Raw genomic sequence first — 12,173 nt, forward strand, 5'->3', positions numbered from 1 at the left:
ACCCGACACGCACCACCACGAGCCAGTGCGATGCTGGAGGCCCTCCGTGGCCTCGGGTACTCGACTGCAGCAGCCTTAGCGGACGTGATCGATAATAGTGTTTCCGCCGGGGCTTCCGAAGTTAGAATCAGGTTCGACTGGTGCGGCGTGAATAGTCGAATCACAATCTTGGACGATGGCCGAGGAATGGATGACACAGAACTCGAGATGGCAATGACACTTGGAGCAAAGAGCCCTCTCGAAGAACGTGAGCTAACCGACCTTGGTCGCTTTGGGATGGGTTTGAAGACTGCTTCCTTCTCTCAGTGCCGCTGCCTTACTGTTGCATCCAAAAGAAAGGACGGCCCCATTGCTTGCCTGCGCTGGGACCTAGACGCTATCGCCGCCTCACCAGGCGACGGCTGGACGATGTTCGAGGGGCCGGCTCGTGGGTCGGAGAACTTCGTCGAGCCGATCAACGAACTCGACTCCGGAACTCTGGTTCTCTGGGAAAATCTCGACCGAATCGTCACACCCGGCTATGAGCTGGACCATTTCGCCGATCTTGTGGACGATGTCGAGCAAAGGCTAGCGATGGTCTTCCACCGTCTGCTTGAAGGTCCTGCCCCGGCCTTCTCTCTCTTCATCAACAACAAGCCGGTGAGTCCTTGGGATCCTTTCATGATGGATCACCCTGCCAAGCCATGGCAGTCACCTGTTGCCCGTACTATTACATCCTTCGGGGAAGTAGAGGCTCAGTGCCATGTCTTACCACACAAAGACCGGCTGTCCGACAACGACTTCCGCAGGGCAGGAGGCCCCGAGGGCTGGACATCCCAGCAAGGGTTCTACGTTTATCGGAACCATCGCTTGCTGCTCGCCGGCGGATGGCTCGGCCTGGGACAAGGGCGCGCGTGGAACCGGGAAGAGACCCACAAGCTCGCACGGATCCGGCTAGACCTTCCTAATACTGCCGATGCTGACTGGAAGATCGATGTAAAGAAGTCGACTGCTCGGCCTCCGGTAATGGTACGTCAGTGGCTCACGAAGCTTGCTGAGGACACAAGGGAAAGAGCCAGAAAGGTTTTCGCCTTCCGTGGTGCTCCGATGCCAAGTCTTGGCGGAGTCCAAGTTGAACAGGCCTGGCGTGTCGAGAGGCTAAGGGGGGGCGTGCGTTACCGCATCGATGATGGGCATCCGGCCGTAGCCGCGGTTCTCGATGCGCTTGGCAAGCGTGCCAACCTCGCCCGGGCGATGCTTAGAGTCATCGAGGAGACAGTCCCAGTCCAACGGATATGGCTGGACACTGCTGAGAACAAGGAAACGCCGCTAACCAGTTTTGAAGGCGAACCCAACGATACCGTGATCGAAGTTGCAAAGGTGCTTTTCAATGACTTGGTCGAGCGCCAGGGACTAAGCCTCGAAGAGGCTCGGAAAGCAATGCTACGGACCGAGCCATTCCAAAAATATCCAGCGCTGATCGCCAAATTAGGAGAGAACCAATGACAGTAGCAGAAGAGGCTGCCGCACAAGCGGAACTGCTAGAAAACGTTATTGCTACCGCGCAGCGACTGGTAAAGGCCGAGAAGGACAAATCAAAGATCACACCAGCCTTTATCACCGAAAAGGTCCATCTTGCTGCGGCTGTATTCGCTGGCGAGTCGACTCACCCTGTGGATCATGATAAGGCAGTAACCGTATTGATCCAACGTTTTAGCCACTGGATTGGCAAGTCCACAACCCTCAAAGACGATACGGACCATTTCGATTGGCTCACTGCAGCTCGCAAGCGTGATTGGCACTACTGGCGGCGTTACCGAGACTATTTGGAATCCAAACTATCGGACACGGTGATCGAAGGTCTCGACGAAACTACCGAAGACATCCTCGGTCTTCTGGAGGATCCTGAACGATCCGACCCTTGGGATCGGCGAGGCCTTGTCGTGGGCCACGTCCAATCCGGCAAGACTAGCAACTACTCCGGACTTATCTGTAAAGCAGCCGACGCCGGCTACAAGATTATCATTGTATTAGCAGGCATGCACAACAACCTTCGCTCACAGACCCAAATGCGACTCGAGGAAAGCTTCTTGGGCTACGAGACGACCGTTGACCGCGACCCGGGAATGCCCATCGGCGTAGCCGAATTCGGCGAGGACCTAAAGACCAACTCTGCGACCACGCGTGCGGATAATGGTGACTTCAATAAGGCTATTGCCAAGCACTTTCACGGCATTTCCCCCGAGGAGCGGCCATGGCTTTTTGTCGTCAAGAAACAGAAGACAGTTCTAACAGCCCTACTGCATTGGATACAAAACCGTGTAGCCGATAGTACTGACGCGAGCGATGGGCGAAAGCTCGTGACAAAGCTCCCACTTCTAATGATCGACGACGAGGCGGACAACGCCTCAGTCGATACGGGTGAGCAGATGTTCAACGATGATGGTACGCCAGACGTCGAGCATCAGCCCAAAACTATTAACAGCCTAATCCGACAAGTGCTACATGCCTTCACGCGCAAGGCCTACGTAGGATATACAGCAACACCTTTCGCCAACATCTTCATCCACCATAAGGGAGCCACCTCAAAGGAAGGTCCCGACCTTTTTCCTCGATCCTTTATCATTAACTTAGCCGCGCCATCCAACTATGTGGGGCCCACACGCGTATTCGGCAGACAGACCAAGGAGGGACGAGAAGGGGCGTTGCCGCTTTCTAGGATCATAACAGACCATTACGATCCAGATTTGGATTCGGGCTGGATGCCGGCCAAGCATAAGAAGACACATGCCCCCACTCATGATGGACAGGAAACCATTCCACCATCACTGCGAGAAGCCATCTACGCCTTCATTCTCGCATGCGCAGCTCGAGAGTTGCGTGGCCAAGGCGACCAGCACAGCTCAATGCTGATCCATGTTACCCGCTACGTTGATGTGCAGAAACATGTACGCGAGCAGGTCGAAGAAGCCATACGCCGCATGTGCCAAAGGATCACGCGTGGCATCGGTGCAGAGGAGCTGTTGGTTCAGTTGCGCAGTCTCTGGGAAAAAGATTTCCTCCCCACTCATCATCAAGTCGCGGAACTCTCACCGGTTGAGGAGCGTCCTACAGCGATGCAGAGCTGGAACGAGATCCTCGCCATTCTGCCCGATATTCTGACTGACATTGAGGTTCGCTCAATCAATGGTACGGCCAAAGACGCGCTCGACTACGCAACGCCAGGTGCGGCTCTCAAAGTAATAGCAATCGGCGGTGACAAGCTTGCACGAGGACTAACTCTGGAAGGCCTATGCGTGAGTTACTTCGTGCGGACCACCAAGATGTATGACACGCTCATGCAGATGGGCCGCTGGTTCGGCTATCGTCCGGGATACCTAGACCTGTGCCGTCTCTACACTTCTCCGGACTTGGTGAAGTGGTTCAGCCATATCGCTGACGCTTCTGAGGAACTGCGAGAGGAATTCGATTTCATGGCCGAGGCCAAGTTGACACCGGAGCAATACGGCCTCAAGGTGATGTCCCATGAGATCCTCACCGTCACGTCGCCCTTGAAGATGCGAAATTCCCAGACTCTGTCGTTGAGTTACAGTGGTACACGTCCGCAAACCATCCTCTTCCATCGCGATGCACGAATTCAGCAACAGAATCTCGATGCGACAGATTCCTTGATTGCGTCTCTTGGCGGCTCATGGGAGGAATCACCAAAATACACTCGCGATGGCGAGCCAGACTCATGGCCAAGTGCCCGGCTTTGGAGAAATGTGGATGTCCATAACGTAATTACATTCCTTGACTCATATGTGACCCATCCAAACGCCACAAGTGCCAAAGCAGCCCTGCTTTCTGAGTACATTTCCAAGATGCTCGACACCGGACAGTTGACGAAATGGAGTATCGCATTGCTTGGCGGTGGCAACGGTGAGGGAGACGAACATACCTTTCCCGGCGGCATTCCTTCGACTAAATACTCTATCCGTAAGACCGAGGATCCTGTTGACCGTGAAAAGCTAGATGCGAAGAATTTTGCCATCGGCGTACTGACCGACCCCAAGGACGAGAGTATCGATCTTGGCGATGACGCTTGGCGTGAAGCCTTGGCTCTTACCCGCGCGGCTTGGAAGCGCGATCCTGCGCGTGGACGCATTGAGCCGCCAACCTCCCCTAGCGGCAAGGGCATCCGCGAAGCCCGAAGAAGGATGGGTGGAGACGCGAACAGTGGATTATTACTGCTCTACCCCCTCACGCCTTACTACTACAAAGATAAGGACAAGGCTCCTGAACGGCTCATCGTTCCTGGATGGAGCAAGCCAATCATGGCATTCGCCATCGCGTTCCCCGCAAGCCACAAGTCGATAAGCGTGGAATATGAAGTCAACCTTCTCTACTGGATGCAGGAATATGGCCCGTCCGAGTGAAGAGTTCTTGATTGCATGGTCGTCACTGACAGGCCATGATCCCGCACCAGGCTGGCAGGCTATCTCTTTGCCATCTGCAGGCCCCGTCAAGGTGAAGGCAGGACGGCGTACGCCCACCAACTTAGAGACGGTTCTGCTCTTTTTTCCATCTGCTAAGATTCCTCGTTCCGAGAAATTACCAGAGGGTAAAGGTTTCTTGGTCGAGAGAATAGAGTCGATAAATGCTACGGGTCTCTGGCTCGCACTAACACGTAAAGCAGCCGGAAGCCCAGAACTTTTCGCTGCTATGGCATGTGATGCAGTCGGTGCTATTGATAATGCCGCTGCTACTGGCGTTGCCGAAAGCAAATTGCCACAGGCTTTCATTAGGCGTGTCATTGCATGGCAGCAGTTCATGTCTCGTGGTGCGACCCCGCTCGGTGCCGAGGCTGAGCTGGGTCTAGTTGGCGAGCTGACATTTATTGTCTACCTGCTCCAAGCTGGTGTCCCAACGGAAACCGTTCTTGAGGGCTGGGTCGGTCCAGAAGATGCTCCGCAAGATTTTGTTATAGGGCTTGGATCAATCGAGGTGAAGACAACTCTCTCAACGGCTGGTTTTGTAGCAAAAATCAGCTCTCTCGAACAATTGGATGATTCTACGTACTCGCCACTCTTCCTAGCAGCCCTCCGCTTCTCCCGTGAGGAGACAGGCCTATCCCTCCCAGAGCTCGTCTCTGATCTAGAGCATAGACTAGCCGAAGTACCCGGCGCAGTTTCATTCTTTCATGAGAAGCTCCTTACCGCAGGCTATGTTAAAACACATGAAACAGCCTATACACGTCGTTTCCAGATGAGGGAACTCCTTTTCCACAGAATCATTGATGGCTTTCCAAGACTTACGCGCAGCATGATGCCAGATGGTGTGTTCCGTGCTGTTTATGAGATAGAGCTACACAGCGCGGGCGAATATATTTTTCCTTTTGACGCTGCACTTAAATCTTTGGGAGTATTGAAATGACCCTTGAAGAGTTTTTTGAAGAGACACGAGCAGAAGTGGCCGCCCAAATGAGTGAAGGGTCCACTTTTTCCGAACTTGTATTCTCTGATGTAGTAATGGAGCACTTGGCTGAAGCAGGCATGACTTTCGAGCCGAATAGCTGCCATTTCGAAGGGCGGTTGGGTAGAGCTAACTTTCGACTGAGTGGCTACGCCATGTCGGAGGATGCCGATCAAATCGATCTTTTTGTCAGCCTTTACGAGGGCTTTGACAGCCTAACACCAATTCCCGACCAAGCAGCCAAGACGGCTGCCGCTCAGTGCGTTCGCTTCCTAGAACTTTGTGCAACGGGGCGACTCGCGGATAAACTTGATCCATCGACCGACGTGTATTCTCTTGCACTAACCATCCGAGAAATTTACGACGACCTAGAACAGATTCGTATTTACGTGCTTACCGACGGAGTCGTAAAGTCTAAAAGCTTCAAATCACGCAATGTAGGCAATAAGTCTGTAAGACTTGAGGTAATGGACATTGAACGCCTATTTCGCCATCGATCCGAAGGAAAGCCTCGCGATGAATTGATAGTTAACTTCGAGGAGCTGTCAGGCTCCGCCTTACCCTGCGTCTTTGTTCCTGGAGAGACTGGCGACTATGACTACGCTCTGACTGCAATTCCAGGTGAAGCCCTGAGATTCGTCTATGAAAAGTTTGGCCCCCGCCTACTAGAAGCCAACGTCCGCTCCTTCTTGAGTGTAAGAGCAAAGGGTGTGAATGCAGGAATTCAGAATACTCTCAAAACTGCCCCAGAGAGGTTCATGGCCTATAATAATGGGATAGTGGTCGTGGCCGACGAGATGAGACTTGACCGTGCTGCTGACGGTTCTCCGGGAATTATTTGGCTACGAGGCATGCAGGTGGTAAACGGCGGACAAACAACCGCGTCCATCTACTTTACGAAAAAGAAATATAGCACAACTGATCTGAGCAAGGTCCGCGTACCAGCTAAAATCATCGTTATGCGGGAGGAGGACCCGACAAAGGAAGAGGCTTTGGTCTCGGATATCTCACGCTACGCGAACAGTCAGAATGCGGTCCGACAATCCGACCTTTCGGCGAACAAACCCTTCCATATTGATATCGAGCGTCTGTCCCTGACAGTTTACTGTCCCGACGGAATGGGCCGCTGGTTCTACGAGCGCGCTGCTGGCAGCTATAATACTCTTCTCGCCCGGGAGGGCACGACTCCGGCGAAGCGGCGGGCGTTAAAATCGTCAGTACCCCCCTCACGAAAGATCACAAAGACTGATCTAGCAAAATATCTCATGGCTTGGGATGGCCATCCTGATATTGTTAGCCTTGGGGCACAGAAGTGCTTCAGCCGCTTTATGGCAGGAGTGGCAGAAGCCGAAAAAGTCGGCTCATCCGCGCCTGCATCTCCGACCTTCTTCAAGCTTTTAGTGGCCAAAGCTATAGTGTACAAGGCTGTACATAAGACGGTCCGCCCGCTAGTCTCGGCGTTCCTCGCTAACGTCACTGCCTACACTGTCGCGGTAATTTCCGATTCTTATGGAGAGTCTTTCAACTTGGAAAGAGTCTGGACACAACAAGGTGTTTCCCCACAGTTCCTCAAGCAAGTAGAGATTTGGGCTTATGAGGTCAATGACCGGCTGCACGAGACTGCAAACGGCAGGATGATCTCGGAGTGGGCCAAGCGCCCTGAGTGCAAGACCATGATGTTCGCTCGCCCATTCTCCCCACCCTCAGTTGATATTCTCGAAACCCGCAGGGGCACGGCTTAACTTACGAGATGTCAGCGCCCAAGAGCCAGATACTACCAAGATTCTGACCAACGGCCCTGCGGTGGAAAACCCCGTCTCCAAGACACTCTTCGAGACGGGTTGCCGGTGACACGGCCAGGACTTCCAAGGCCCCCAGTGCAAATGAAACCATCACTTTCTCACACTCAGCAACCCTAAAGACAGCGCGCGCTTCGCTTAACGCTTGAATTCAGGCCTATCAATTCAGCGCTTTATATCGGCTGACTGAGAGAGCTCAAGCTCTCTTCGATTTTTCCTCATAAATACTACCGAGCCTATTTAAAAGACTGCCGACCTTATCGGCTATCTTTGCTGCCAAGAGTGGAGGAACTGCATTTCCAACCTGAACATATTGCTCAGTTCTATTTCCCTCGAAATAATAGTCATCAGGAAATGTCTGTATCCTTGCCGCCTCCCTAACAGTCAAGCTACGGCACTGATAGGGGTCGGGGTGTATATAGTAATGCCCATCCTTGGAGATATGACTGGTTATTGTTTTTGATGGTGCGCCATCAAGCACAACCTTAAATCGGTCTGCAAACTTACCAGACTTCCAATTTGCATGCATAGGCGCAAGCGAGTCCAAATATATATCTTTGATGCCAATTGGAGATCTTTGGACAACCTCCGCAAAAACTGAACAGTAAAGATACCTGGCTAAATCTTCCTCCATGTGCCCCTTGGTTTCATGGTTCAACCAGTGCCTAACAATACCTTTCTGCTCTCCCGCATACCACTCCTCTAGCTCCGTACTAGGCTTTATAGTTACATACGCAGAGTCATACCTCCCACCTCTCTTCAAACCTTTCTTGGGATTTCTAGAAATCAACATTAGCTTGTGGGCAATTTCTCTCCGCTCCTCATCAGTGATACTTTCACTTTTTGTAGCAATCAATTCGTTTGCAACTTTCGCCGACAGTCTTTTAATGGCTTCATACCATGCCTCATCACTATCATTCCTGCTGAGACCGCTTCTCAACTGAGGAATGCCAAATAAAGCCGAGCCGGAACTTACTCCATCTTCTTTTTCAAGGCACAATGATCTTGCGAGGTTGCTTATTCTTTGCCCATCAACAATATCGTTTCTAACACCCACCAATATCACTCGGTGCCTAGCTTGGGGAATACCATGCTGCTCGGACTTTACCACAAACCCTGAGAGCTCTTCATCGCTTAACTCTTCAATAATTCTCCCGCCTGCTTGCTTAGTATAATAAACACATGGCTCACTCAGCGAAAAAATGGTATATTTCTGATTTTCTCCAACCCCTTTACCTTTCATGTTAGTCGCGGCTGTAGGGTCCTCGAGATCCTCAAGGATCTTTCTGAATATTCTTTCTTTCCCAACCTTAGACGTAAGAATGCCCTTGACATTTTCCATAATAAAGACACTGGGGCGATATCGCGCAATCACATCAAGATATTCACGATAAAGAAAGTGTCTTTTGTCCTCCTCAGGAACATAATCCTTGTTACCCCGATTCCGTACACGACCGACGACAGAGTAGGCTTGGCAGGGAGGCCCACCAATCAGCACCCAGTCACTTCTTATATCAAGATGTCTGTCTAGTCTTTTATCTAGCTCTTTGTGCCCTGCTTCACCACCCAGCTCTAGCCGAAGCGCTTCCTTCACCGCCTCTTCCCATAGCTGTTTCAATTCACTGACTTCCGAGGGGTGCTCTCCGCCCCTCAAGTATTCGAAGTATGGCTCCATTCCAAAGTTACTATCCTGAAGCAACCGATAGAACGCCCTGAGCGTTAAGGTTCTATGAGCAGACGCCTCTTTTTCTACCGAAACAAGAGTCTTAAAGACACGCCTGCCCTTGGTATCTCTGAGAGAATTAAACCCTTCACCAAGACCACCAGGTCCGGCGAAAAGGTCGACTATCTGTATCGGCTTGCTCATTTTTTGAATAACCTGACTATACTGAAAGAGTAAAAAATAGAGGCCAAAGAAAAATGCCAGATATTTTTGACAGGCCTACGCGTTCCCGAATGATGGGCAGTATCAGAGCTAAGAACACGAAGCCCGAGTTGATGTTGCGCCGCCACCTTCACGCTCAGGGTTTTCGCTTCCGCCTTCATAGGAGTGACCTCCCTGGCTCCCCTGACTTGGTCCTGCCGCGCTACCGACTGGCTATTTTCGTTCATGGATGCTTCTGGCACCGTCACAACGGCTGTTTCTACGCGACTACACCACAAACACGACCAGAATTCTGGAGTGCCAAGTTCGACGCCAACATCAGGAGGGATGCAAGCAACCGAAAGGAGCTGACCAAACTGGGATGGCGCATCCTGATCGTATGGGAATGCGGTTTCAAGCACTGTACCTATCGGCTATCCGACGTACCTGTCTTGATCACGGCCGTCAATCAATATCAGGAGTGGCCTCACAAACCACCTAGGGACCGCCTTGCTTGATACCGGCTGTATAACTGCAATTGCAGTTAACTTGACCTGCATCTCGAATGAGGCATGCCCCCATGCCATGTTGGCATCATACCAGGTTGTCAGGGGCATTCCAGGTTTCCCTGAGCCTCTAGGTGGCTGCTTTACGCCTTACTTCTCCCGCGGCACCCGTCCCATCAGGTAGAACTCCTCGTTGGGCGGGGTGCCGGCGAGGGTGACCAAGCGGTTGGACATGCCGAAGAAGGCGGCGATGGCGCCGATGTCCCAGATGTCGTCCTGGGTGAAGCCGACCTCCAACAGGCGGGTCTGCCACTCGTCGGTGAGCTCGCCGACCTCCAGGCCGCTGTGCATGGCGAAGTCGAGCATCACCCGGTGGCGCTCGCTGAGGCCAGCGACGCGGTGGTTGATGGCGACCTGGTCGGCCAGCAGCGGATCCTTGCTGTAGATCCGCACCAGGGCACCGTGGGCGACTACGCAATAGAGGCACTGGTTGCGGGCGCTGGTGGCCACCACGATCATCTCCTTCTCCGCCTTGGTGAGGGTGTCGGATTCTCGCTCCATCAGGGCGTCGTGATAGGCAAAGAAGGCGCGGAACTCGGCCGGGCGGTGGGCCAGCATCAGGAAGACGTTGGGGATGAACCCAGCCTTCTCCTGCACCGCCAGCATGGCGTCGCGGATGTCCTCGGGGAGGTCCTGGATCGACTCGGGGATGGGAAAGCGGCTGATGGGCACGGTCATGGTGGCTCCTGGCGTTGTGGTTGTTATGGAGACCCTCCAGTTAACGTTAACGTCAGGGTGCTGTCCATACGATCTCGGTCGCAGGTGAGTCATCAAAGCAAACGGCCCCGCCTCTCTCGAGGCAGGGCCCTGTCGTTACCGAGCGGAGGTGATCAGCTCAGGGAGATGGTGCTGTTGATGCCGCTGGAGACGTTCTCCGGCTCGTACCAGCGGGCGGTGACGGTCTTGGTCTGGGTCCAGAAGGCGATCGCCTGCTTGCCGTTGGGGCCCAGGTCACCCAGCTTGGAGGCCCGGGAGCCGGTGAAGCTGAAGTAGGCGACAGGCACCGGGATCGGCACGTTGATGCCGATCTGGCCCACGTCGATGTCGGTCTCGAAGCGGCGCGCCACCCAGCCGGAGTTGGTGAAGATGGAGGTGCCGTTGCCGTTGGGATTGGCGTTGATGAACGCGATCGCCTCGTCCAGGGTGTCGACGGTCACCACGCAGAGCACCGGGCCGAAGATCTCCTCGCGGTAGATGCTCATCTCCGGGGTCACGTCGGCGAACAGGGTCGGGCCGACGAAGTTGCCGTTCGGGTAGCCCTCGACCCGGTAGCCGCGGCCGTCCACCAGCAGCTTGGCGCCCTCCTTCTCGCCGGCGGTGATCAGCCGCTCGACGCGCTCCTTCGCCTGGGGAGAGACCAGCGGGCCGAGGTCGGCGTCGGTCTGGGTGCCGGGGCCCACCTTCATGCTCTTGGTGCCCTCGACGATGTCCGCCAGCCACTCGCGGGCCTCGCCCACCAGCACCACCACGGAGTTGGCCATGCAGCGCTGGCCGGCGGCGCCATAGGCGGAGCCGAGCAGATTGTTGATGGCCTGGCTGCGGTTGGCATCGGGCATGATGACGCAGTGGTTCTTGGCGCCCATCATCGACTGCATGCGCTTGCCGGCGGCGGCGGCGCGGTTGTAGAGCAGCGAGCCCACGTGGGTGGAGCCGATGAAGGAGAGCGCCTTGATGTCGGCATGGTCGGCGATCTGGTTGGCCACGTCCGGGCCGCCGTGGACCACGTTGAGCACGCCGGCTGGGATGCCTGCCTCGTGGGCCAGCTCGACCAGGCGCATGGTGGAGCTCGGGTCCTGCTCGGAGGGCTTGAGCACGAAGGTGTTACCGGTGGCGATGGCCAGCGGGAACATGAAGCAGGGCAGCATGATCGGGAAGTTGAAGGCGGTGATGCCGGCGCCCACGCCCAGCGGCTGGTGCATGGTGTAGACGTCCACCTCGCTTGCCGCGTTCTCGGCCAGCTCGCCCAGCTGCAGGCTGGTGATCGAGCAGGCGTGCTCCACCACTTCCAGGCCGCGGCCCACCTCACCCACGGCGTCGGGCAGGGTCTTGCCGTGCTCCTCGGTGATCAGCGCGGCCAGCTCGTCGGTGTGCTCGCGGATCAGCGCCTGCAGCTTGAGCATGATGCGCATGCGCTTGCCCAGCGGCACCTTGCGCCACTCCTTGAAGGCCTCCTTGGCGCTGGCCACGGCGCGCTCCACCTCCTCCGCGGTGCAGAACGGCACCCGGGCGACCACCTCCTGGGTGGCCGGGTTGACCACGTCGCGCCACTCCTGGCTCTGGGACTGGACGGGCTGGCCGTCGATGATCATGGGGATTTCGCGGACTGACATGGGCGTGCTCCTCTCTGCGCTGTCGCTGCCCGGGGGATCGGCTTGTTGTTGACGTTGCCGTGGATCGCCCTGGCATTAGACTTTGTGTGTATAAAAACACGGAAGGTGATGGAAACGAGTCTATCCAGAGGTCGGATGGTGTGACAACGGGCACTCGGGCACATTGTTTGTGCATCCATGC

At 54.8% G+C, this 12,173-nt stretch carries 8 protein-coding genes; 5 read left to right on the forward strand and 3 right to left on the reverse strand.

What is annotated here, in order from left to right:
* Positions 1-30 precede the first annotated feature (30 nt).
* From D1793_RS06640 to D1793_RS06655, 4 genes are read left to right on the forward strand one after another with little or no spacing between them, the layout of a single operon-like run.
* Positions 31-1,485, forward strand: coding sequence for an ATP-binding protein (locus D1793_RS06640; protein WP_162899927.1), 1,455 nt, complete (start codon positions 31-33; stop codon positions 1,483-1,485).
* Positions 1,482-4,397, forward strand: a complete 2,916-nt coding sequence (locus tag D1793_RS06645; protein WP_119021461.1) for a Z1 domain-containing protein — start codon at positions 1,482-1,484, stop codon at positions 4,395-4,397. The genes D1793_RS06640 and D1793_RS06645 overlap by 4 nt, the downstream gene beginning before the upstream one ends.
* A complete protein-coding gene (locus D1793_RS06650; protein WP_119021462.1) occupies positions 4,381-5,394 on the forward strand; it encodes a PD-(D/E)XK motif protein in 1,014 nt (337 codons plus the stop codon). The genes D1793_RS06645 and D1793_RS06650 overlap by 17 nt, the downstream gene beginning before the upstream one ends.
* Positions 5,391-7,175, forward strand: a complete 1,785-nt coding sequence (locus D1793_RS06655; protein ID WP_119021463.1) for an AIPR family protein — start codon at positions 5,391-5,393, stop codon at positions 7,173-7,175. Before D1793_RS06650 ends, D1793_RS06655 begins: the two co-directional genes overlap by 4 nt.
* A 253-nt stretch (positions 7,176-7,428) precedes the next feature.
* On the opposite strand, the gene dcm is transcribed toward D1793_RS06655, so the two are convergent.
* Positions 7,429-9,099 (reverse strand): DNA (cytosine-5-)-methyltransferase, encoded by a 1,671-nt coding sequence (dcm, locus tag D1793_RS06660; protein WP_205527640.1) that lies wholly within the window; start codon positions 9,097-9,099, stop codon positions 7,429-7,431.
* Positions 9,100-9,152: 53 nt separating this feature from the next.
* Here dcm and vsr point away from each other — a divergent pair, with 53 nt between their 5' ends.
* Positions 9,153-9,614 carry a DNA mismatch endonuclease Vsr gene (vsr, locus tag D1793_RS06665; protein ID WP_119021465.1) on the forward strand — a complete coding sequence of 154 codons (462 nt, stop codon included), beginning with the start codon at positions 9,153-9,155 and terminating at the stop codon, positions 9,612-9,614.
* 138 nt (positions 9,615-9,752) lie between these two features.
* Here vsr and D1793_RS06670 read toward each other — a convergent pair whose 3' ends face one another.
* A complete protein-coding gene (locus tag D1793_RS06670; protein WP_119021466.1) occupies positions 9,753-10,340 on the reverse strand; it encodes a peroxidase-related enzyme in 588 nt (195 codons plus the stop codon).
* Positions 10,341-10,492: 152 nt separating this feature from the next.
* Positions 10,493-11,992, reverse strand: a complete 1,500-nt coding sequence (locus D1793_RS06675; RefSeq protein WP_119021467.1) for a CoA-acylating methylmalonate-semialdehyde dehydrogenase — start codon at positions 11,990-11,992, stop codon at positions 10,493-10,495.
* Positions 11,993-12,173 lie beyond the last annotated feature (181 nt).

The organism is Halomonas sp. JS92-SW72 (assembly GCF_003547075.1).
Classification (GTDB): Bacteria; Pseudomonadota; Gammaproteobacteria; order Pseudomonadales; family Halomonadaceae; genus Halomonas; species Halomonas alkalicola.